At 70.2% G+C, this 22,688-nt stretch carries 19 protein-coding genes; 14 read left to right on the top strand and 5 right to left on the bottom strand.

Annotated features, from left to right (window positions below; all coding sequences use genetic code 11):
• Positions 1-102 precede the first annotated feature (102 nt).
• Positions 103-2,310 (bottom strand): glycogen debranching protein GlgX, encoded by a 2,208-nt coding sequence (gene glgX, locus ACFXJ5_RS28735; protein WP_384637175.1) that lies wholly within the window; start codon positions 2,308-2,310, stop codon positions 103-105.
• A gap of 292 nt (positions 2,311-2,602) precedes the next feature.
• Here glgX and ACFXJ5_RS28730 point away from each other — a divergent pair, with 292 nt between their 5' ends.
• The 5 genes from ACFXJ5_RS28730 to ACFXJ5_RS28710 all read left to right on the top strand — a co-directional run bounded on the left by ACFXJ5_RS28730 (position 2,603) and on the right by ACFXJ5_RS28710 (position 7,830).
• Positions 2,603-3,751 carry an Ig-like domain-containing protein gene (locus ACFXJ5_RS28730; RefSeq protein ID WP_384637172.1) on the top strand — a complete coding sequence of 383 codons (1,149 nt, stop codon included), beginning with the start codon at positions 2,603-2,605 and terminating at the stop codon, positions 3,749-3,751.
• Between the two features lie 127 nt (positions 3,752-3,878).
• Positions 3,879-5,117, top strand: a complete 1,239-nt coding sequence (locus tag ACFXJ5_RS28725; protein ID WP_384637139.1) for an Ig-like domain-containing protein — start codon at positions 3,879-3,881, stop codon at positions 5,115-5,117.
• Between the two features lie 66 nt (positions 5,118-5,183).
• Entirely contained in the window at positions 5,184-5,951 is a 768-nt protein-coding gene (locus ACFXJ5_RS28720) for an enoyl-CoA hydratase/isomerase family protein (protein WP_384637136.1), read from the top strand.
• Between the two features lie 297 nt (positions 5,952-6,248).
• Positions 6,249-6,719, top strand: a complete 471-nt coding sequence (locus ACFXJ5_RS28715; RefSeq protein WP_384637134.1) for an ATP-binding protein — start codon at positions 6,249-6,251, stop codon at positions 6,717-6,719.
• A gap of 682 nt (positions 6,720-7,401) precedes the next feature.
• Positions 7,402-7,830, top strand: a complete 429-nt coding sequence (locus tag ACFXJ5_RS28710; RefSeq protein WP_384637132.1) for a VanZ family protein — start codon at positions 7,402-7,404, stop codon at positions 7,828-7,830.
• On the opposite strand, the gene ACFXJ5_RS28705 is transcribed toward ACFXJ5_RS28710, so the two are convergent.
• Together ACFXJ5_RS28705 and ACFXJ5_RS28700 are read right to left on the bottom strand one after the other, a co-directional pair.
• Positions 7,799-8,047, bottom strand: coding sequence for a DUF397 domain-containing protein (locus tag ACFXJ5_RS28705; protein WP_384637129.1), 249 nt, complete (start codon positions 8,045-8,047; stop codon positions 7,799-7,801). The two genes, ACFXJ5_RS28710 and ACFXJ5_RS28705, sit on opposite strands and share 32 nt — an antisense overlap.
• On the bottom strand, positions 8,044-8,871 hold the full coding sequence (locus ACFXJ5_RS28700; protein ID WP_384637126.1) for a Scr1 family TA system antitoxin-like transcriptional regulator: 828 nt from the start codon (positions 8,869-8,871) through the stop codon (positions 8,044-8,046). The genes ACFXJ5_RS28705 and ACFXJ5_RS28700 overlap by 4 nt, the downstream gene beginning before the upstream one ends.
• Before the next feature lie 113 nt (positions 8,872-8,984).
• Between ACFXJ5_RS28700 and ACFXJ5_RS28695 the strand changes: the two genes are divergently transcribed.
• The 7 genes from ACFXJ5_RS28695 (at position 8,985) to ACFXJ5_RS28665 (ending at position 16,639) form a co-directional block, all read left to right on the top strand.
• Complete coding sequence (locus ACFXJ5_RS28695) at positions 8,985-9,392, top strand: ATP-binding protein (RefSeq protein ID WP_384637123.1); 408 nt, start codon at positions 8,985-8,987, stop codon at positions 9,390-9,392.
• 256 nt (positions 9,393-9,648) lie between these two features.
• Positions 9,649-10,887, top strand: coding sequence for a substrate-binding domain-containing protein (locus ACFXJ5_RS28690; RefSeq protein ID WP_384637120.1), 1,239 nt, complete (start codon positions 9,649-9,651; stop codon positions 10,885-10,887).
• Positions 10,888-10,927: 40 nt separating this feature from the next.
• The gene (locus ACFXJ5_RS28685; RefSeq protein ID WP_384637117.1) at positions 10,928-12,520 is read left to right on the top strand and encodes a sugar ABC transporter ATP-binding protein; all 1,593 of its coding nucleotides are present in this window, start codon (positions 10,928-10,930) and stop codon (positions 12,518-12,520) included.
• Positions 12,517-13,491, top strand: a complete 975-nt coding sequence (locus tag ACFXJ5_RS28680) for an ABC transporter permease (RefSeq protein ID WP_384637114.1) — start codon at positions 12,517-12,519, stop codon at positions 13,489-13,491. Before ACFXJ5_RS28685 ends, ACFXJ5_RS28680 begins: the two co-directional genes overlap by 4 nt.
• Positions 13,488-14,495, top strand: a complete 1,008-nt coding sequence (locus ACFXJ5_RS28675) for an ABC transporter permease (protein ID WP_384637111.1) — start codon at positions 13,488-13,490, stop codon at positions 14,493-14,495. The genes ACFXJ5_RS28680 and ACFXJ5_RS28675 overlap by 4 nt, the downstream gene beginning before the upstream one ends.
• Positions 14,496-14,685: 190 nt before the next feature.
• The gene (locus ACFXJ5_RS28670) at positions 14,686-14,889 is read left to right on the top strand and encodes a cold-shock protein (RefSeq protein WP_069779708.1); all 204 of its coding nucleotides are present in this window, start codon (positions 14,686-14,688) and stop codon (positions 14,887-14,889) included.
• 265 nt (positions 14,890-15,154) lie between these two features.
• Positions 15,155-16,639 carry a DEAD/DEAH box helicase gene (locus tag ACFXJ5_RS28665; protein WP_384637108.1) on the top strand — a complete coding sequence of 495 codons (1,485 nt, stop codon included), beginning with the start codon at positions 15,155-15,157 and terminating at the stop codon, positions 16,637-16,639.
• 34 nt (positions 16,640-16,673) lie between these two features.
• Here ACFXJ5_RS28665 and ACFXJ5_RS28660 read toward each other — a convergent pair whose 3' ends face one another.
• Both ACFXJ5_RS28660 and ACFXJ5_RS28655 read right to left on the bottom strand, forming a co-directional pair.
• On the bottom strand, positions 16,674-17,348 hold the full coding sequence (locus tag ACFXJ5_RS28660; RefSeq protein ID WP_384637105.1) for an alpha-ketoglutarate-dependent dioxygenase AlkB family protein: 675 nt from the start codon (positions 17,346-17,348) through the stop codon (positions 16,674-16,676).
• On the bottom strand, positions 17,345-18,811 hold the full coding sequence (locus tag ACFXJ5_RS28655) for an AlkA N-terminal domain-containing protein (RefSeq protein ID WP_384637102.1): 1,467 nt from the start codon (positions 18,809-18,811) through the stop codon (positions 17,345-17,347). The genes ACFXJ5_RS28660 and ACFXJ5_RS28655 overlap by 4 nt, the downstream gene beginning before the upstream one ends.
• A gap of 239 nt (positions 18,812-19,050) precedes the next feature.
• On the opposite strand from ACFXJ5_RS28655, the gene ACFXJ5_RS28650 reads away from it, so the two are divergent.
• Both ACFXJ5_RS28650 and ACFXJ5_RS28645 read left to right on the top strand, forming a co-directional pair.
• The gene (locus ACFXJ5_RS28650) at positions 19,051-20,415 is read left to right on the top strand and encodes an MFS transporter (protein ID WP_384637099.1); all 1,365 of its coding nucleotides are present in this window, start codon (positions 19,051-19,053) and stop codon (positions 20,413-20,415) included.
• 129 nt (positions 20,416-20,544) lie between these two features.
• Positions 20,545-22,512 (top strand): SpoIIE family protein phosphatase, encoded by a 1,968-nt coding sequence (locus tag ACFXJ5_RS28645; RefSeq protein ID WP_384637096.1) that lies wholly within the window; start codon positions 20,545-20,547, stop codon positions 22,510-22,512.
• Positions 22,513-22,688 lie beyond the last annotated feature (176 nt).

Below are 22,688 nucleotides of genomic sequence, written 5' to 3'. Positions count from 1 at the left end.
GCCGCGCGGGGCAGGCCGGTGCGGCCTGGCGGTGGATCGCGGCGGGGTGGAGGTCACAGGCGGTCAGTGTGGACTGGACCACTGGGCGCGGTCCAGGGGATTTCAGCCGGGGCCGACCCGGTAGACCTGCACCGAGCGAGGGCCGACGGTGACCGGGGTGTCGGCGGCGTGCCGGGTGCCCGGGGAAGCGGACTGGTCCTCCAGGGCGGTGTCCAGGACGAGTTCGTACTCCTCGGCCCAGGGCAGGCCGGGCAGCGTGAAGCTCGCCGGGAGGTGGGAGGCGTGCAGGACGACCAGAAAGCTCTCGTCGATGATTTCCTGGCCGAGGGCGTCGCGCTGCGGGATGTCGAAGCCGGACAGGTACATCCCCAGGGTGGCCGAGGGCGAGTACCAGTCCTCGTCGGTCATCTCGTCACCGGCCGCATTGAACCAGGCGAGGTCGCGCAGCCCCCCGTCGGTCTGGGCGCGGCCGGAGAAGAAGGCGCGGCTGCGCAGCACGGGGTGGTCGCGGCGCAGCGCGATGAGCCGGACCGCCAGGTCGTGCAGGGACCGCCATTCCGGCTGGTCGAGCAGTGACCAGTCGATCCAGCTGATCTCGTTGTCCTGGCAGTACGCGTTGTTGTTGCCGCCCTGCGTACGGCCCATCTCGTCGCCCGCGACCAGCATCGGGACGCCGGTCGACAGCAACAGGGTGGACAGCAGGTTGCGCAGCTGCCTGCGCCGCAGCTCGGTCACCGACGGGTCGTCGGTCTCGCCCTCGTGCCCGCAGTTCCAGGAGCGGTTGTCGTTGGTGCCGTCGCGGTTGTCCTCGCCGTTGGCGGCGTTGTGCTTCTGCTCGTACGACACGAGGTCGCGCAGGGTGAAGCCGTCGTGGGCGGTGATGAAGTTGACCGAGGCGTACGGTCGCCGGCCGCCCCAGGCGTACAGGTCGCTGGACCCGGAGAGGCGGTAGCCGAGGTCGCGTACGTCGGCCCGGGCGCCGCGCCAGAAGTCGCGGACGGTGTCGCGGTAGCGGTCGTTCCACTCGGTCCACAGGGGTGGGAAGGCGCCGACCTGGTAGCCGCCGGAGCCGACGTCCCAGGGCTCGGCGATGAGCTTGACGCGGCGCAGGACCGGGTCCTGGGCGATGACGGCGAGGAAGGGGGACAGCATGTCGACGTCGTGCATCGAGCGGGCCAGCGCCGCCGCCAGGTCGAAGCGGAAGCCGTCGACGCCCATTTCGGTGACCCAGTAGCGCAGGGAGTCGGTGATGAGCCGCAGGACGTGCGGCTGGACGACGTGCAGGGTGTTGCCGCAGCCGGTGTAGTCGGCGTAGCGGCGGGCGTCGGGCTGGAGGCGGTAGTAGCCGCGGTTGTCGATGCCGCGCAGGGAGAGGGTGGGGCCGAACTCGCTGCCCTCGGCGGTGTGGTTGTAGACGACGTCGAGGATGACCTCGATGCCGGCGGCGTGCAGGGCGCGCACCATGCCACGGAACTCGTTGACCTGCTGGCCGCGGGTGCCGGAGGCGGCGTACGAGGCGTGGGGCGCGAAGTAGCCGACGGAGTTGTAGCCCCAGTAGTTGCGCAGGCCACGGCGGAGCAGGTGGTCCTCGTGGGCGAACTGGTGCACCGGCAGCAGCTCGACCGCCGTCACGCCGAGCCGGGTGAGGTGCGCTATCGCCGCCGGGTGTGCGAGGCCCGCGTAGGTGCCGCGCAGCTCGGGCGGGATGCCGGGGTGGCGCATGGTGAAGCCGCGTACATGCAGCTCGTAGATGACGGAGTCGGCCCAAGGGGTCTTGGGCCGCAGGTCGTTCATCCACTCGTCGGGCCAGCCCACGCCGTCCTCCACGACGACGCCCTTGGGCACGAAGGGCGCCGAGTCGCGGTTGTCGCGGACGGTGTCGGCGATGTCGTGCTCGGGCCAGTCCCGTACGTGTCCGTAGACCTCGGGCGGGAGGGTGAAATCGCCGTCCACGGCCCGCGCGTACGGGTCGAGGAGCAGCTTGGCCGGGTTCCAGCGGGCGCCGGTCCAGGGGTCCCAGCGGCCGTCGACGCGAAAGCCGTAGCGGGTGCCGGGGAGGATCCCGGGGACGAAACCGTGCCAGATCTCGTGGGTCAGCTCGGTGAGTTCGAGCCGCTCCTCCCGGCCCTCGGCGTCGTACAGGCACAGCTCGACGGATTCGGCGCCGCCCGCCCACAGCGCGAAGTTGGTACCCGGCCGGCCGTCGGGCCCGGTGTGAAAGCGGGCGCCCAGCGGCTGGGCGCTGCCGGGCCAGACGGGGCGCGGCGCGTGGAGGACCTCGGCGGCCGGTTCCGTGCGCGGCTCCGGCAGCGGTGTTCGCGGCGGCGCGGCGACGGGTCCGGCCCGGTGGCCGTTCGACCGCGGGGCGGCCTCGACCCCCTTGTGCTCGCGCGTCCCTGACACGTGCCCTCCTGCGGCTCCGCGGCAGCCGGTCCGCGATGTCCCTATCGCAGGCGTGCCGTCCTCATCCTTTACTTCCCGTTCGGACGCCAGTAGTCACACCCGTGACCTCGCGGACACGTTTCCACTGGGCACGCACGCTCGTTGACGGTGCGTGACGAAAGCGGTGAGGCGCGCACTGCGCGCGTGCGCGGGGGCGGGGCTGGTCGTACTGGCCGGCTGTGGAATCGGCGGAAACGGGGGAGGAACGGTAACCCACGACACCCCTCCGGTGTCCAGCGCCCGGATCCTGATCACGCCGAGGGACGGCGCGCGGGACGTCCGCCCGGACGCGCCCTTCACCGTGGAGGCGGACGAGGGCACGCTGACCTCCGTACGGGCCGTGGACGCCGACGGCAAGGAGGTCGGCGGACGGATCTCGGCCGGCGGACACACCTGGCGGCCGGAACCGGCCAAGCGGCTGGCGCTGTCGGCGAAGTACACCGTGGACGCCTACGCCGTGGACGGGGACGGCCGCCGGGCCGCCAAGCACGTCGTCTTCACCACCCTCGTGCCGAAGAACACCCTCATCGGCTACTTCATGCCGGAGGAGGGGTCCACCGTCGGCACCGGCATGATCGTCTCCCTCACCTTCAACCGTCCGGTCACCGACCGCGCCGCCGTCGAGCGCGCGATCTCGGTCACCTCCGAACCCGCCGTCGAGGTCGCCCCGCACTGGTTCGGCAGCAGCCGCCTGGACTTCCGCCCCGAGCACCACTGGGCGCCCGGGACCCGGGTCACGCTGCGGCTGCGGCTGCGCGATGTGGAGGGCGCGCCGGGGGTCTACGGGACGCAGTCCAAGGATGTGGCCTTCACCATCGGCCGGGACCAGACCGACCTGGTCGACGCGGACGCGCACACCATGACCGTACGGCGCGCCGGCCAGGTCCTGCGCGTGCTGCCGGTATCGGCGGGCGGCCCGTCCAACCCCACGTACAACGGCATCATGGTCATCTCAGAGAAGCTGCGGCTGACCCGGATGAACGGCGACACGGTCGGCTTCGGCGGCGAGTACGACATCCCGGACGTGCCGCACGCCATGCGCCTGACCCGCTCCGGGACCTTTGTGCACGGCAGTTACTGGGCGGCGGGGTCCGTCTTCGGACGGGAGAACACCAGCCACGGCTGCGTCGGGCTGTTCGACACGAAGGGCGGCGGCAACGACACCCCCGCCGGGTGGCTCTTCGAGCACTCGCTGGTGGGGGACGTCGTGGAGGTCGTCAACTCCCATGACCGTACGGTCTCCCCGGACAACGGGCTGGGTGGCTGGAATCTGTCGTGGGAGGACTGGCTCGCCGGCTGGGCCCCATGATCCACGGCGATCGCCGCCGGTTCCCCCCTGATCCAACTGGTGCGGAACGGTGACACAGCTCTGTGCTGCTTCCCAGCTTCGTGTGGTTATCTGACCCCAGAGCTGACCGGGTATGGGGAGATACGAGTTGAAGCCGATACGGACGGTGCCGGGGGCCAGACAGACCATTCTGGCCCTGGTCATCGGAACGATGATGCTGGTGGCCACGGCATGCGGGGGAAATGACAGCAACAGCGGCAGCAGCGGCAAGAACGACGCCGGTGCCACGTCGCAGGACAACGCGTCCGCGTCGCCCACGCCCAAGGCCGTGGTGAGCGTGACGCCCAAGAACGGCGCCGACGGCGTCGAGACCTCCGGCGTCCTGAAGGTCACGGCCGCCAAGGGCACGCTGACGACGGTCGTGGTCAAGGACAGCAAGGGCAACAAGGTCGACGGCGCGATAGCCGGCGGCGGCACCGGCTGGGAGCCGTCGGGCACCCTGGCCGCCAACACCAAGTACACCGTCGACGCGACCGCCAAGGACAGCGCCGGCACGACGACGACCAAGCACACGACCTTCCGTACGGTCACGCCGAAGGCCACCTTCGTCGGCTACTACACGCCGGAGAACGGCCAGACGGTCGGCACCGGTATGGAGGTCTCCCTCAACTTCAACCACGCGATCACCGACAAGAAGGCGATCGAGAAGGCCGTCAAGGTCACCGCCAGCCCCGCCGTCGACGTCGTCGGCCACTGGTACGGCAACCAGCGCATCGACTTCCGCCCCAAGAGCTACTGGGCCGCCGGTACCAAGATCACGCTCAGCCTGCACCTCAACGGGGTGAAGGGCGCCTCCGGCACCTACGGCACCCAGTCCAAGGACGTGCACTTCACGGTCGGCCGCAGCCAGGTCAGCATCGTCGACGCCGCCAAGGACACGATGAAGGTGTACCGCAGCGGCAAGCTGATCAAGACCATCCCGATCACCTCGGGCGCGCCGGGCAAGACCACGTACAACGGCAAGATGGTCATCACCGAGAAGTACAAGACCAAGCGGATGAACGGCGACACCGTCGGCTACGAGGGCCAGTACGACATCCCCGACGTGCCGCACGCGATGCGCCTGACCAGCTCCGGCACCTTCATCCACGGCAACTACTGGGCCTCCAAGTCCGTCTTCGGCTCCAGCAATGTCAGCCACGGCTGCGTCGGCCTGAGCGATACCAAGGGCGCCAACGACACCAGCACCTCGGCGTACTGGTTCTACACCAACTCGATCATCGGCGACGTCGTCCAGGTCAAGAACTCCAACGACAAGACCGTCGCCTGGTACAACGGCCTCAACGGCTGGAACATGGACTGGTCCGACTGGATCAAGGCCTCCTGACGCAGGGATGAACACCGTGATCCGGACCGCAGCGTAAACGCCCGTTCACGACTACCCTCGTCGGCCATGACAGTGAACCTTGAGGTCGACGAGGGTGTCGGCACGATCCGCCTGGACCGTCCGCCGATGAACGCCCTGGACATCGCCACGCAGGACGGGCTCCGCGCGGCCGCCGAGGAGGCTTCGCGCCGCGACGACGTACGTGCCGTCATCGTGTGGGGCGGAGAGAAGGTGTTCGCGGCCGGCGCGGACATCAAGGAGATGCAGGCCATGGACTACGAGGCCATGGCGGTGCGCGGCAAGGATCTGCAGGACTCCTTCACGGCCGTCGCCCGCATCCCCAAGCCCGTCGTGGCCGCCGTCACCGGCTACGCCCTCGGCGGCGGTTGCGAGCTGGCGCTGTGCGCCGACATCCGGATCGCCGCCGACAACGCCAAGCTCGGCCAGCCCGAGATCCTGCTCGGCCTGATCCCGGGCGCGGGCGGCACCCAGCGCCTGGCCCGCCTCGTCGGGCCGTCCAGGGCCAAGGACCTGATCTTCACCGGCCGCCAGGTCCGTGCCGACGAGGCGCTGGCCATCGGCCTGGTCGACAAGGTGGTCCCGGCCGACCAGGTGTACGCCGAGGCGCGCACCTGGGCGGAGCGGCTGGCGAAGGGCCCCGCGGTCGCCCTGCGCGCCGCGAAGGAGGCGGTGGACTCGGGCCTGGAGACCGATCTCGACACCGGCCTGGCCATCGAACGCGGCCTGTTCGCAGGGCTGTTCGCCACGGAGGACCGTGCGACCGGCATGCGCAGCTTCGTCGAGGAGGGCCCGGGGAAGGCCAAGTTCCGCTAGACGGCGGCCTTGTGACGGTCCGTAGCGCGCCGTAGCGGCGTACGGCGGCCTTAAACCGGCCTTAAGTGAGCCTTAAGGCCGCCTGCGCCCTACGGCGTCTTTGCGATCATCTCGTGCCACAACGCCCCAGTTCACCCGGGTTGTACGCCACCCATCAGTGCCCTGGGCATATGCCCCCACCCCCGCCTGGAAGCAAAGATTCCGGAAGGCGAATTCCGCCGAAGCGGCCCCAACTACCGCTGGTACGGCCATCATGAAGGCATGGCGGGGCAGGGAGCATCGGAGCGACCGCAGCGGGTGACCATACCCCCTGCGGGATGGGTGCCGACCGCGGTGCCCATGGCGATGGACGACATCGCCGCGACACCCCTTGATCTGGTCGGCGATCCCTCCGTCGACGAGGTACGGCTCACCTCCCGCCCCGAGTCCGCAGGCACCGCCCGCCGGCTCGCGCTGTCGGTCCTCAAGGTCTGGGCCCTGCCCCAGCTGAACGAGGTCGTCGAACTCCTCGTCTCCGAGCTGGTCGGCAACGCCGTACGCCACACCGGCGCCCGCACCTTCGGCCTCCGTCTGCTCCGCCGCCGCGGCTGGATCCGCGTCGAGGTCCGCGATCCCTCGCGCGCCCTGCCCTGCCTCATGCCGGTACGGGAGCTGGACGTCAGCGGCCGCGGCCTCTTCCTCATCGACAAGCTCGCCGACCGCTGGGGCGTCGACCTGCTGCCGCGCGGCAAGACCACCTGGTTCGAGATGCGCGTCATCGACCGCTGAGACCCTCGGCACTCCGGCCGAAACCGAAGAGGCCCCCTGCGTCGTTGTAACGACGCAACGGGGGCCTCTTCTGTCGGCCGCGGGCCAGGGGGGTGGGGCCGCGACTGCTTCCACTCTACGTGACCCGGGCTTCCCGGCCTAATCAACCGCAGGTGAGATCCCCCACTTGCCTTGCAAACGCTGGTCAGAGCACTTCCTCGCCCCCATGTCGTGACCGCGCCAAGCGCCGGGCCGGCCGCCTGCGGGGGTACTGCGGATATGTTGTGATTCCGTCACAGCTATTTCCGGTAAATGCAACCGGAGACTGAGAAACCCTCTTACCTCTAATTCACCGTTATCTAACCGGATTTGGTATGTGTCAGCGAATTCAGCGCGTATTGTTTTACATGTCGAAGCCGAAAGGCGGAGACGGAAAACAGGAACCGGATCACTCGCACATAAGGAGAAGACCATGGCTCTCAACAAGATCGTCCCCGTCAGGAAGTCCAAGAAGGACGAGCACAAGAAGGTCGCGAAGAAGACCACCAAGAAGGAGCGCCGCCGCCCGATCGGTGGCTGACGGCTCCTGCTGGTAGCCGCCCGGGCATCACGAGGCGGGCGTGCGGCCAAGGCGCCGCGTGCCCGCCTCGCCCCGGGGCGGAGAAATTGTTGAGCCGATTCTCATGAAGGGGGAGGGGGTGACATGCGCAAGAGCCGCATCGCCTTGATGCTTTACGCGATTGCCCTCGCTCAGGTAACTCTCATTCCCGTCGCTTCCGCGGCGGATGTCACGTACAACAACGTCGTGCCGGGACGCACGATCCGCTTTTACATCGACCACTCGTCGATCTCGACCTTCCTCCTGGAGATCGGCGGCAATCTGCTGCTGTGCGCGCCCCTCGGCATACTCCTCCCGCTCGTCTCCCGTCGCCTCGACGGCCTCCGCCAGGTCACCCTGGTGACCGGCGCCGCGATGCTGCTGGTCGAGACGATTCAGGGGTTTGTGCTCACCGGCCGCAGCTTCGACGTGGACGACCTCATCCTCAACACGGCCGGGGCGTCCCTCGCGTACCTGCTGTACGCGGCCGCGCGGCGGGTCGTCAGCGGGAGTCGGATGCTGCAAACGACGTGAGGGCCGCCCATGCGGCCGGACTGAACGTAAGAGCGCCCACGGCCGGGTCCTTGGAGTCGCGCACGTGGACGGCTTCGGGGTGGGCGGCGACCTCGACGCAGTTGCCGCCTTCACTGCCGCTGTAGCTGGACTTGCGCCAGTCGTAGGCGACTTCGAGGCAGGCCCCGCCCTCGCTGCCGCTGTAGCTGGACTTGAACCACACCACTGCGTCGTTCATCGCTCTCCTAGCAGCCGCTCCAACAGGCCCTTGGTCTCCTCGGGATTGAGAGCCTGTGATCGCAGCATCGCATATTTCTGGCCCAGGATGCTCACCTCATCGGGGTCGGAGGTGAGCTGGCTGCCGCGCTGGGTTTCGGTGTACGAGACGAGCAGATGGTCGGGGGATTCCAGCAGGACGAACGGGCCGTCGAGCGCGGCATGGGTCTCACGGCCGAACGGCATGACCTGAAAGGAGAGCCCCGGAAGATCGGCGCACACGCACAGGTGGCGAAGCTGCTCCTCGTACACCCCTCGACCGCCGAGGCGGTCCATCAGGATGGCCTCGGAGATCACGAAGCTGATGGTGCGCGGCACCTTGCGGTGGAGGATGCCCTGCCGGGCGATCCGGGCCGCGACCTGCTGCTCGACCTCGTCCTCGCCGAGGACCGGGACGCGGCTCCGGAACGTGGCGCGGGCGTAGGCCTCGGTCTGGAGGAGTCCGGGGAGGACCTGGTTCTCGTACCAGGAAAGGGCGATCGCCTCGCGCTCCAGATCGATGAACTCCATCGCCCACACCGGGTAACTGTCGATCTCCGGCAGGTTGTCGACCAGCACCTCCAACGCGCCTTTGGTGTCCAGCAGTTGATCCATCAACTCGGCCACGTCCCGCTTCAGGGGCCGTCGCCCCTGCTCGATGGACGCGACCAGCTGCTCGGACACGCGTAGCCGCTCGGCCAGCTCACGCTGGGTGAGGCCTTCGGCCCGGCGGAAGTTGGCCACCTGGGCGCCCACGAGACGAATGCCGGAGCCCAGCCTCTTCTTCGGTTTCTGCAAGGGGTGCATATGGCCTGGGCTCCCCACCCGGATCCGTACTCGACCTCGAACGGACCCGTACGGCCGATCCGTACGGGCTGACGTACTGCATGATCCTAGTGACAGAGAGCGACGCTTGATGCATGACTGAGGAATGTGAACACCCCGGCTGCCGCCAGTACTTCTACCCACGGACCCGCCGATCCGTGGCCGCGGCCCGCGAGTTCACCAAGCACGTGCTGAGCGACTGGGCCGTGGCCCCCGACCGGGTCGACGACATCGTGCTCTGCGTGAGCGAGCTGGCGACCAACGCCCTCCTGCACGGCGTACCCCCCGGGCGCGGTTTCCGCCTCCGGCTCCGCCTGGAGCCGGACGCGCTGCTGCGGGTCGAACTGCACGACAGCGGCGGCGGCCGTCCGCGCATCCCCGACGTCGCCGACGAGTCCGGGCGCGGTCTGACCCTCGTCGAGGCGCTGTCGGACAAATGGGGCGTGGGTGCACGGGGCCCCGGCAAGATCGTTTGGTGCGAGTTCGCCCTGCGCATCCGGTAGGCCACCGCCCGCAGGCGGTCCCTGCTCCGGGAAGCGGCGCGACCTGCGAGGGGTCCGGCTCGCCCGGGGCGAGCCTGTGGCGGATATACCACCCATGCCGACCAGCGATGACCCCGAACCTTGTCCGCTATGACCGGCACTTCCTACGCTCCGAGCAGTCCGGCGCGATCCCGCGACCGCCACGCGTCAGTGCGCACCCTCGCTTCACATCCGCCACCGCACTGATGGTGATCAGACTCAAAGGAGAGTCCCCACGATGACCGCAAGACCGGCCACCGCCACATCGCACCGCATGGCCCGTGTCCCCGGCGCTCTCTGTGCCGTGACCCTCCTCGCACTCACGGCGTCGGCCTGCAACAGCTCCTCGGCCTCCACCGCCGGCTCCACCACCGGCTCGTCCTCCTCCTCGGCCTGCGGGTCGGTGCCCACCGCCTCCTTCAACGACGCCGCCGGTCTGGTCAAGGCGCTGGGCGGGTCGTACGAGGCCGCGTACAGCGGCTACTCCGGCACCGTCCAGAAGAGCGCGTGGGCGAACTGGAAGGGCAAGCAGTCCGGGACCATCACCGTCGGGATCTCCGAGTCCCAGCTGAGCAACCCGTACCAGACCCTGATCAACACCGCGCTGCAGAAGTACCTGAAGGCCGAGGGCTACAAGGTCATCGACCTGGTGTCGACCAACGAGGTCACCAATCAGATAGCCCAGTTCAACCAGCTGATCACCGACAAGGTCGATCTGATCGTCTACCAGCCGCTGGCCTCGGGCTTCGAGTCGGTCGTCGACAAGGCCGCGAAGGCCGGCATCCCGTCGATCTCGATGCTGAACAACGTGGCGGACGCGAACACCGTCAACGTCGTGCCGAACTCCTTCGCCGCCGGCGAGGCGCAGGCCGCCGCCGTCGCGAAGATCATGGGCGGCAAGGGCACCATCCTCGGCGTGCACGGCATCAAGGGTGTGCCGATCGACACCGACACCTTCAAGGGCGCCAAGGCCGCCCTGGCGAAGTGCTCGGGCATCACGCTCGACGACTCGACGTACACCGACTTCTCGCCGACCACCGCCCAGACGAAGGTCCAGCAGTACCTGGCGGCCAACCCCACCAAGACCATCGGCGGCGTCCTTGAGGGCGGCCCGATGACCACCGGCATCATCTCGGCCTTCCAGAAGACCAACGTGACCGTGCCGACCATCGCCGACAACGGTCTGACCAAGGGCGGCGTGGCGTACTGGAGCGCCAACAGCAGCTACAAGGGCGTTGGCCTCTACAACCCGGCCGACGGACTGGCCAAGGCCGTGTCACAGGTCGCCAAGCACATGCTCGACGGCGACGGCGTCAAGGTCTCCGACATCGTGATCAACCCGCCGCTGGTGACCAGCGACAACCTGTCCAAGTTCACCAAGTCCGCCTTCAAGACCGGTGACGCCTCCACGATCACGCTCGGCGACGTCGGCCAGACCTTCGCGGAGGACAGCTACATCGACGGCTTCTTCGGCTAGGACCTGTCCGCCGCACGAAGCGCACGAACGGAGCAGTACGTTGAGCGAGCAGAGCCAGGTGGCCCTCGAAGTCACCGGCCTCGCCAAGTCGTTCGGGGCGACCAGGGCCTTGCGGTCCTGCTCGCTCCGGCTGCTGGCGGGTGAGGTCCACGCCCTGATGGGCGAGAACGGATCCGGCAAGAGCACCCTGGTCAAGATCCTCACCGGAGTCCACGCCCCCGACTCCGGCGACCTCCAGGTCGGTGGCCGTACGGTCCGCCTCGCCGGCCCGGCGGCGGCGATCGGTGCCGGCGTGATGGCCGTCTACCAGGAGGTCCTGGTGGTCGGCCCCCGCTCGGTGCTGGAGAACGTCTGGCTCGGCGCCGACGGGGTGTTCCGGCGCAGGGTGTCCGAGAGCGACAAGCGCGCCAAGGCCGCCGCCGTACTGGGCGAACTCCTGGAGCGGGTGCCCGCCCTGGACACCCCGGTCGAGCACCTCTCGCTCAGCGACCGGCAGGCCTGCGGGATCGCCCGGGCGCTGGTGCGCGAGCCCAAGGTGCTGATCCTGGACGAGGCCACCAGCGCGCTGGACGTGGCCACCCGGAACCGGCTGTTCCAGGCCGTCGCCCGGCGCAAGGCGGCCGGCATGTCCGTACTCTTCGTCTCCCACCGGATGGACGAGGTCGACGAGATAGCCGACCGGGTGTCCGTCCTGCGCTCCGGCGAGTCCGTCGCCACGCTGGACGCGGAGCGGGCCACCACCGCCGAGCTGGTCCGGCTGATGACCGGCGCCGAGCACCTGACGAGCGCCCCCGAGGGCGGCAGCCTGGCCCACCGGGCGGCCCCGTCCCCCGAGGCGCCGGTGCTGCTGCGCGTACGGGGACTGCGCCTTCGGGGTGAGGCGCTGCCGGTCCACTTCGACCTGCGGGCCGGCGAACTGGTCGGCCTGGCCGGGCTGGAGGGCCAGGGGCAGGACGCCTTCATCAAGGCCCTGTGGGAGGGACCGCCCGGCGACGGCTCGGTGGTGCGCGTCCAGGACGGCACCGAACCCGGGACCGAGATCCACTCCGAGCAGCGGGCCGCCGCCGCGGGCATCGGCTACGTACCGCGCGACCGGCGGGCCGAGGCCGTGTTCGGGAGCCTGTCCATCCGGGAGAACTTCGCCGCCGCGACGATGGGCCGCGACGCCCGCCTCGGACTGCTGTCCCGCAAGGCCGCGCTGGAACGCTTCGCCGCGTACCGCGCGAGCCTGAAGATCCGCATGGGCCGGGAGTCCGACCCGATCACCACCCTGTCGGGCGGCAACCAGCAGAAGGTCATCATCGCCCGCTGGCTGGCCCGCGACCCCCGCGTGCTGCTCCTCAACGACCCCACCCGTGGCGTCGACATCGGCGCCAAGCGCGACATCTACGCGCTGCTGGACGAACTGACCGCGCAGGGCGTGGCCGTCGTCATGCTCTCCACCGAGGTCGACGAGCACATCGAGCTGATGGACCGGGTCCTCGTCTTCCGCGAGGGCACGCTGTCGGCGACCTTGGACCGCAAGGAACTGACCCGGCAGTCACTGGTCGCGGCCTTCTTCGGCCGGACGGTCGAAGAAGAAGCTCACGCGGGCCCACCCGTGCCCGTCGCCCCCTCGGAAGGTGCCTCATGACCGCCCTCGCCGCCTTCAGAGGGCTGCTCGGCCGGCGCCCCTACGCCTTCGCGGGGCTGCTCACGCTGACCCTGCTGCTGGCCGACATCGCCGTCCAGCCCGCCTTCGCGGCCTTCTCCAACTGGCCCACCGTGCTGGCCTCCTTCGCGCCGCTCGCGCTCGCCGCGATGGCCAGCACCCCGGCGATCCTGTCCGGCGGCGGCGGTATCGACATCTCGATCGGGCCGGTGCTGACCCTGGTCGACATCGTCATCGTGGCCAACCTGCTGCCCAACGGCCTCACTTCACCGCTGGTCGTCATCCCGGTCTGCCTGGCCATCGGCACGGCCATCGGCGCGCTCAACGGCTTCATGGTCGCCGTCCTGCGCTTCCAGCCGGTCGTCGCCACGCTCTGCGCCAACATCGTCATCGGCGGCCTCGCCACCGACGTCCAGGGAGACTCGGTGCCCTCCGGCAGCACCTCCTGGACCAAGGACCTGGCCGGTTCGATCGGCCCGGTCCCGGGCGCGGTGCTCACCATCGGCGCGCCCCTGGTGATCTGGTGGCTGCTGGGTCGTACGCCGTTCATCAAGGCCCTCTACGCGGTCGGCGGCGACGACGCCACGGCCTTCTCCGCCGGGGTGAACGTGCCCGGGGTCAGGATCGCCGCGTACGCACTCGGCGGGCTCTTCGCGGGCATCGGCGGCCTCGCCCTCATGGCGCTGATCAGCGAGGGCGCGGCCAGCATGGCCACCCAGTACACGCTGCTCGCCATCGCCTCGGTGGCCCTGGGCGGCACGGCGCTGTCCGGCGGGCGCGGCTCGCTCTTCGGCTCGCTGCTCGGCGCGGGCAGTATCTACCTGATCAACAACCTCCTCAACGAGGTCAACGTGTCCACCCTGTGGTCCACCGCGATCTACGGCGCGATGCTGCTCTTCGCCGTGGTCGTGGGAGCCGTCCTGACCAACGCCCACAGGAGGGCAGCCGCATGACCGACACCACCGCGCCCACCACCACCGGCCGGGTGCCCTTCCTCCCCGCCCTCGCCGAGTGGCAGCGCCGCTTCCCCCTGCTGCAACTTCTCGCGCTGGTCGCCCTGTACGGCTACGGCCTGGCCACCATCGACGGCTTCGGCTCGGACCGCGTGCTGTACGCGATCCTCATCAACGCCTCCCTGCTCGGGCTGGCCGGCGCCGGGCAGACCATCGTCGTACTGGTCGGCGGGATCGACTTCTCCATCGCGGCCTTCATCTCCGCCGGCGACGTGATCATCGCCGAGCTGTGCGGCACCGACCACTGGTCCACCGGGGCCGCCGTGGCCGTCGCCCTGACCGTCGGCGTGCTCGGCGGGCTGGTCAACGGCCTGGTGTCGTTCCGCTTCAAGGTGGAACCGCTGATCGTCACGCTGGGCGTCAGCGCCCTGCTGTCGGGGCTGATCCTCAAGTGGATCAACGGCGCCGCCACCGGCGTCTCGCCCTCCTGGCTCGGCAAGCTCACCGCGGCCAACGGCACCACCTTCGGCCTGGCCGTCCCGCCCGTCGTCCTGATCTGGGCCCTCGTCGCCCTGGTCATCGGCCTCGTCCTGACCCGCACCCGCGCCGGGCGCAACCTCTACCTCACCGGCGTCAACCAGCCCGCCGCCAAGCTCGCCCTCGTCCGCGTCGGCCGCACCTGGATCTGCGCCTACGTCGCCAGCGCCGTCCTGGCCACCTTCGTCGGCATCCTCCTGGCCGGCTACTCCGGATCGGGCAACGTCACCATCGGCGACCCGTACCTCTTCGACTCCCTGGGCGCCGTCATCGTCGGCGGCACGATGTTCGGCGGCCGCGGCGACTACTGGCGCACCGTCCTCGGCGCCCTCGTCCTGTCCGTGGTCGCGCTCCTGCTCAGCGCCGCCCAGCTCTCCTCGGCCGACCAGCAGATGATCACGGGTGGGCTGATCCTCGCCGTGGTCGGCCTGTACGGCCGTGAGCGGCGGCTGCGCGACCGCATCTGAACAGGGCGGGGCCCGTCCGTGGTACCTTTAGGTCAGTTGCAGTTTTGGTACCCATGAAGTTTGTGTGCGCCTGACGGGTTGTGACCGTCGGGCGCATTTCTTTTGCCGGTCATCTCCGGATGGGTCAATGCGGCGACGCGGAATCAGCACACGCGGATTCCGGTTTTGCCCCCTATCGAAGGAGATTGACATGGCTAGTGGCACCGTGAAGTGGTTCAACGCGGAAAAGGGTTTCGGCTTCATCGAGCAGGACGGTGGCGGCGCTGACGTCTTCGCCCACTACTCGAACATCGCCACCCAGGGCTTCCGCGAGCTGCAGGAAGGCCAGAAGGTGACCTTCGACGTCACGCAGGGCCAGAAGGGCCCGCAGGCCGAGAACATCGTTCCGGCCTGACGCTGACCAGCGCCACGCAGCAGGGCCCGCACCACCGGTGCGGGCCCTCCGCTTTGCCAGTGGCGGCAGACCGCCACAGCACACTTTCGCGCCGAACGGCGGCCCTTTCCGGGCCGGCCGCCGGCCGCTCACCAGCGATCGGCGCGGGCTGTTCCCGTCCCGGCTTCGTTTCCGTTTTTTGTTTTCGGCTCGTTCTTGCGATTCCTTGTGCGGCTGCCGGCCGCCGAGACTCCCTCGACCGCGCCGCATCGAGGAGGGTTCTCCGTTGAACCGCACCACACGTTCGAACAGCCCCTATTCCCGTAACCGTTCTGGTGGTGGCTCCGCCGGGCGTGGGTCTTCCGCCGGGCGCAACCCGGGGCGTACCCCCGGCCGCCGTCCCGCCGCGGTGCAGGGCGAGTTCGCGATGCCGGTCACCATCACCCCGGCACTTCCGGCCGTCGCCGCCTTCGCCGACCTGGAGATGCCGTCCGAGCTGCTGACGACCCTCACCGCCCAGGGCGTGACCGAGCCGTTCCCGATCCAGGCGGCCACGCTGCCGAACTCGCTGGCCGGCCGCGACGTGCTCGGCCGTGGCCGCACCGGATCGGGCAAGACCCTCGCCTTCGGCCTGGCGCTGCTGGCCCGCACCGCCGGACAGCGTGCCCAGCCGCGGCAGCCGGTCGCCCTGATCCTCGTTCCCACCCGTGAGCTGGCCCAGCAGGTCACCGACGCCCTCACTCCGTACGCGCAGGCACTGAAGCTGCGGCTGGCCACCGTGGTCGGCGGCCTGTCGATCGGCCGGCAGGCGAGCGCCCTGCGGGGCGGCACCGAGGTCGTCGTCGCCACTCCCGGACGGCTCAAGGACCTGATCGACCGGGGCGACTGCCGCCTGGACCGGGTCGGGATCACCGTCCTCGACGAGGCCGACCAGATGGCCGACATGGGCTTCATGCCGCAGGTCACGGCGCTGCTCGACCAGGTCCGCCCGGACGGGCAGCGGATGCTGTTCTCGGCCACCCTGGACCGTAACGTCGACCGGCTGGTGCGCCAGTACCTGCACGACCCGGTGGTTCACTCCGTGGACCCCTCGGCCGGCGCGGTCACCACCATGGAGCACCACGTGCTGCACGTCCACAGCGCGGACAAGCACGCCACCACCACCGAGATCGCGGCCCGCGACGGCCGGGTGCTGCTGTTCCTGGACACCAAGCACGCCGTCGACCGGCTCACCAAGGACCTGCTGGCCAGCGGCGTCCGCGCGGCGGCGCTGCACGGCGGCAAGTCCCAGCCGCAGCGCACCCGCACCCTCGCCCAGTTCAAGGACGGGCACGTCAACGTCCTGGTGGCCACCAATGTCGCCGCCCGCGGCATCCACGTGGACAACCTCGACCTGGTGGTCAACGTCGACCCGCCGACCGACCACAAGGACTACCTGCACCGTGGCGGCCGCACCGCCCGCGCGGGGGAGTCCGGCATGGTCGTCACCCTGGTGACCCCCAACCAGCGCCGTGAGATGGCCCGCCTGATGGCCACCGCCGGCATCACCCCGCGTACCACCGAGGTCCGCTCCGGCGAGGCCGAGCTGACCCGGATCACCGGTGCGCAGACCCCGTCCGGCATCCCGGTCACCATCAGCACCCCGGCCGCGGAGCGTCCGCAGCGCAGCGCCGCCTCCTCCCGTGGCCGCCGCAGCCGCTCCTCCCAGGCCCGCCGTGCGGGTGGCGGCAAGCCGGAGCGTTCCGCACCCCGCAGGTCCGCCGCCGCGTAACCCTGCTGAATCCGACCGACAGGCGCGCCCGTGCTCACGGGCGCGCCTGTCCGTCGTTCAGGCCGGTGACGCGCATGGTGATGTTCAGCCGGCCGGAGGCCAGACCGGTGGCGGGGTCGCCGGTGCCGGGGTGGATCTTCGGAACGGCGTGGAAGGCGTAGCGCGAGGGACCGCCGAAGACGAAGAGGTCGCCCGAGGCGAGTTCGAGGTCGGTGTAGGGCTTGGTACGGGTCTCGGTGTTGCCGAAGCGGAAGACGCAGCTGTCACCGATGGTGAGGGACACCACGGGGGCGCCGGAGCGTTCGTCCTTGTCCTGGTGCATACCGAGCCTGGCCTGGCTGTCGTAGAAGTTGATCAGCGCGGTGTCGGGTGCGTAGCCGTCCCCGGCCGTCTCGTCCTCGTACGCCTCGACCAGCGCCCGGCGGCCCAAGTCGGCCAGCCAGTCCGGGAATTCGGCGACGCGCCGGCCGTTCACGTCGTCCGCGGTGCGGGTGTAGGCGTACGGCTGCCAGTGCCAGCCCAGGCACACGGTCTGCACGGACATCACGCCACCGCGCGGCAGCCGGGTGTGCCGGATCGGCACCGGCCCCCTGGCCCAGCCACGGCACGCGGCCACCAGCTCCTGCTGCTGCCCGAGGGTCAGCCAGCCGGGCACGTGGACCGCGCCCGGCGCGACCCGCAGGCGCGGGCGGGGGATGAGGGCGGTCACCGGTCACCTCCGTTCCACAGATGGTGCATCGCGTAGCTGCGCCAGGGCCGCCAGGCCTCGGCGTCCTGGAGCGAGATTCCGGTGCGGCGGGCGGCCGCCCGGACGGCCACGTCACCCTCCAGCAGGACATCGGGGTCGCCCAGGGCACGCATGCGGATGTAACCGGCCGTCCAGGGGCCGATGCCGCGCAGACCCTGCAGATCCTGCTCCGTGGCATCGCGGTCGGCGCCGGGGTCGAGGCGGACCGTACCGTCGGCCAGCGCCGTCGCCAGGGTGCGCAGCGTGGCCCGGCGGGACTCCGGCATGCCCATCTCGCTCAGCGACGCGTCGGCCAGGTCGGCGGCCCGGGGGAAGAGGTGGCTGAGCCCGCCGCTCGGGGCCGGCAGCGGCTCCCCGTACGCCTCCACCAGGGCGCCGCCGAGCCGCTGCCCGGCTGCGACGGTGACCTGCTGGCCCAGCACCGCGCGTACGGCCAGCTCGTGCGGGTCGGCGGCGCCGGGAGCGCGCAGGCCGGGCCGTCGCCGCACCAGGGCGCCCATGAGGGGGTCCGCGCCGAGGCGGTCGGCGACCGCGTAGGGGTCGGCGTCCAGGTCGAAAAGCCGGCGGATGCGCTGGGTCGCGGTGGTCAGGTCCCGCAGCTCGCTCAGGTGCAGCCGGCACTCCAGCCAGCCGCCCGCGCCGGTGGCCTCGCTGACCTCGGCCACGCCATGGCCGTGCGGCAGCCGCAGGGTGCGCCGGTAGGTGCGGGTGCCGCGCTCGCCGGTGAGCTCCTCAATGCCGGTGACCGCGCGGTACGCCAGATGGTCGAAGACCTGCTCGGTGTCGTACGCGCCCCGGTAGGCGAGGCGCAGCGGGATCCCGCCGGACGCACCCGGGGAGGCGACGGAGCCGAAGCGGGACCGGTGGCCGGGGCGCGCGGTGCGCAGTTCGCTGGGCGTGAGGGCGTAGATCTCGCGGATCGTGTCGTTGAACTGCCGCACGCTGGCGAACCCGGCCGCGAACGCGACCTCGGCGGCCTGCATGCCGGTGGTCTGCAGCAGTATCCGCGCGGTGTGCCCCCGCTGCGCCCGGGCCAGCGCGATGGGCCCGGCCCCCAGCTCGGCGTTGAGCTGCCGCTGCACCTGCCGCGCGCTGTAGCCCAGCCGCGCCGCCAGGCCCGCCACGCCCTCCCGGTCCACGACGCCGTCGCCGATCAGCCGCACCGCCCGCCCGACGGCATCCGCCCGCGCGTTCCACTCCGCCGACCCCGGCACCGCGTCCGGGCGGCAGCGCCGGCAGGCCCGGAACCCGGCGCCCTGGGCCGCGGCCGCCGTCGCGAAGAACCGTACGTTCCCGCGCCTGGGCGTGACTGCGGGGCAGCTCGGGCGGCAGTAGATCCCCGTGCTGGTCACGGCGAAGAAGAAGACCCCGTCGAACCGCGCGTCCCGGCTGCACACCGCCTCGTACCTGCTGTCCTCGCTCATCACCCCACCACTGTGCGCCGGTCGCGCGCCGGACGCTGGCGGGAAACGGACATCACATGGTGCTCGGCTCAAACTGGAGACGTAATCTCCGCTTGGTGCTATCGTGACCGCGAACCGGAGGTCGCACCTCCGATCTCGGCAACCGACCGGTGCCACCGCCGGCCGGTCTCCCCACCAAGCCCCGTACGACGCCTCTCGCAGGGCCCCTCGCAACACCCCTCGCAACCCAGGGAATGACGATGACGACCTTCTCCGGCTCCGGAACCCACGACGCGCAACGCCCACCTCACACCTTCCGCTCCGTCTTCCCGGTCCTGGCCCTGTGCTGGCTGGCCGTGTTCTTCGACGGCATGGACGTCAACATCTACGGCGCCGTCATGCCCCACATGCTCGAGGACAGCGGGCTGGGCCTGACCACCTCGATCGCGGGCACCATCGGCAGCTGGACCACCTTCGGCATGCTCATCGGCGCGCTCACCGCGGGCAATGTCACGGACTGGATCGGTCGCAGGCCCATCCTCGCCGCCAGCGTCGCGCTGTTCTCCATGGGCTCCGCGCTGTGCGCCCTGGCCGGATCGACCGCCTTGTTCGGCGCCGGACGCTTCGTCTCCGGACTCGGGCTCGGCGGCCTCATGCCGCTGGCCCTGGCCATGGTGATGGAGTTCGCTCCGCCGCGCCGGGCCGCGCTGACGACGGGCCTGCTGATGACCTCGTACCACGCGGGCGGCATGTTCGCGACGGTCCTCGGACTGACCGTCGCGCCCTCCGTGGGCTGGCGTTGGGTGTTCTGGGCGGGCGTGGTGCCCGCAGTGATCACCGTCCCGCTGCTGCTGAGGCTCATGCCCGAGTCGCCCGGCGTCCTGCTCTCCCGGGGCCACCGCGACCGGGCCGACGGGGTGGCCGACCGCTACGGGCTGCCCCGGCCGACGCCGGTCGCCAGCCCGGCCGCCGGAGCCCGGGGCCGGGTGGACGCCGTCCTCGCGCTGTTCCGCCCCGAGTCCCGCTGGGCGACCCCGCTGCTGTGGGTGGCCTCCTTCTGCGGCCTGCTCCTCGTCTACGGGGTCAGCACCTGGCTGCCGACCATGATGAAGGCGTCCGGCTACGGGATGACCTCCTCCGTCAGCTTCCTTCTGGTCATCAACGCGGGCGGGATCGTCGGCATGCTGATCGCCGGCCGGACCGCCGACCGCTTCGGGCCGGCCCGGGTCTCGGCGATCTGGTTCACCCTCACGGCCGTTGGCGCGCTGCTGCTGAAGTCGCACCTGTCCCTCGGCCTCACGTACGCCGTCGTGGCGATCACCGGCGTGTGGCTGTTCAGCGCCCAGGTGATGGTCTACGCGACCTCCAACACCCTCTACCGCGACAGCGAACGCGCCACCGGACTGGGCTGGGTCACCGGCATCGGCCGTACCGGCGCCGTCGTCGGACCCTGGCTGGTCGGCGCCCTCGCCTCCAACGGCAGCCAGAGCTGGGGCTTCACCACCTTCGCCCTGGCCGGCGTGACCGGCGCGGTCGCCATCGCCCTCGTCCCCGCCGCCGGCCGCCTCGGCAGCCGCCCCCGCACCACCACCCCGGCACCGGTGACCTCCGCCATGGACGCCTGAGGCGAACTCGACAGTGGCCAGATGCGCTGAATGATGTGAGCGGCGTCAACATTCTGCGGTGCGAAAGAAGTACCGGGAATAGGATGGGGACGACGTGGGCATCGTTCGACGATTGTCAGGAAGCCTCGGATGGAAGCCTCGGACGAACTTCTCGGAGGGGCTTACCCGTCGGCTCTTGTGAGCTCGGGCGGTGACGTCCGCCGCCTCAACGCGGCGATGGCGACGGCGCTGGGGAGGCCGGCGGAGCGGTGCGTGGGCCGTGACTTCGCTGCTTTGTTGCCGGCGGGGCAGAAGATCTCGGCGGAACGTCTGCTGGCCCAGGGAGCTACGGGCAAGCGGCTCGCGATGACTGTGCTGGAGTTCCCTGGGTCTGGCGGGGCGTCCCTGGTCTTCCTGGTCGAGGCGCGGCAGGTGGAGGATTCCGCAGGTGACGGGCGGTTGGTGTGGGTCCATTCGCTGGACACGCAAAACGACCTGGCCAGCCTGCTGATCCCGTTCCGGTTGGCGGCCAAGGCCGCCGGTCTCGGTCTGTGGATGTATTCCTCCTTCGATCGTCAGCTGGAGTGGACAGGGGGCGCACCTGCGATGGCCGCGCTCTTCCCGAAGGCCGCGGTGTCTTTGTCCTGGGTGACGGCGCGAGTCCACCATGACGACCGGAAGGCGCTCCGGCGGCTGTTGCGGCCGACGTCCGCCGAGTCTCCCTGGATCGAGCTTCGGTTCCGTGCCGATGACGATGGCTGGCACCATCTGGCCTGCCAGGCCCGTCGAGTCGATCTGGGGTATGGCGGCCCTACGGTGACCTTCGGGGTGGTCCGCGACGACACCGAGCAAAAGAGGCACAAGGACGAGATGCAGGCCGCGCTGAGCGCCGAGCAGGAGCGCGCCGGCTTGATCGCCGAATTCTCCTCCGCCTTGATCACCGCGACCACGGAGCAGGGGCTTGAGCAGGTCATCCTGACCCGGCTCGCCACGACTTTCGAGGGGTGCGGCGCCCTGCTCGCGCTCGTCGACGGCAGGTCCCTGCGCGTCTCCACCGATGCCGGGATATCCACCGAGGAGGCCGACGCCCTGCACGGCCTGTCCCTGGACGATCCGAGTCCGCTGCCCGATGCGATCCGCACCGGCGAGCCGCTGGTCATCGGCAGCCAGGAGGACTACATCCGGTGCTGGCCGCACGGGGCCTCTTTGTCATGGTTCGACCTGCCCGGCTCCGGTCGCGCTGCCTTGGTCACCCCACTCGGTCGGGTCGACGATCAGCCGCTCGGGGGTTGGGCGGTGATATACGGTCGCGACTACCGGCCGTCCCCGGACGAGCGGGCCCTCATGGGCACTCTGGCCGACCTTGCGGGCCAGGCACTGCGACGCGTCAGATCGCAGCAAGCCCGCCTCGAACTGGCCACGGCGCTCCAGAAGAGCATGCTCCCGACGCTGCCCGAACATCTTCCGGGCCTGGAGGTCGCCGCTCGCTATCGTCCGAGCCGGGACGGGCTGGACATCGGCGGCGACTGGTACGACGCCTTCGTCCTGCCCGACAGCGCGGTCGCACTGGCGATCGGCGATGTTCAAGGGCACGACGTGGACGCCGCGGCATTCATGGGACAAGTACGCGCGTCCATGCGTGCGATCGCCGCCCACGAACCGGCTCCGGGAACTGTGCTGTCGCGCACCAACGAACTGCTCGTCACGATGGGTGCCGCACTATTCGCCAGCTGCACCATGCTGCACATCGACTCACGCGACGGACAGGTCACGGGCACCAGCGCCGGCCACGTGCCGGTGCTGTCCGCACACAAGGACGGCAGCCACGAGGTTCTCAAGCTCCCCGGCGGCCCGGTCCTGGGGATCCTCTCCGACACCGACTACCCCGAGGAGACCTTCACACTGGACAAGGACAGAGCGCTGGTCATGGTCACCGACGGCGTGGTCGAAGGACCGGGCCTGACGCTGGAAGCCGGACTGGAGCGGGCCGGAAGGCTGGCCGCCGAAGCCCTTCACGAAGGGCTGAGAACCGAGGCGACCGCTGACCGAGTCCTCGACGCGGCGGACGCGGTGGACCACCTCGACGACGTGGCCGTACTGGTCATCCGTCGCCGATGACGACGCCCGGCATGGTGCCGAGCGCATCCGCCGTCTGGGCCGTGCGGGGCTCGCTGCGGGGACGTCAGGGCGCGCCTGACACCGCCGGCGTCCAGGTATCCGCCCGTCCGGGCGACACCTGCATCAGGGGAGTCGACCGCGGTCTGCGGCGTCGGCCGCAAGCCCTGACGCTGCCG

Source organism: Streptomyces sp. NPDC059373, from assembly GCF_042751495.1.
In the GTDB taxonomy this organism is placed as follows: Bacteria; Actinomycetota; Actinomycetes; order Streptomycetales; family Streptomycetaceae; genus Actinacidiphila.
Note: the sequence above shows the minus strand (reverse complement) of the source record. Positions and strands in the feature narration are given on the sequence as shown.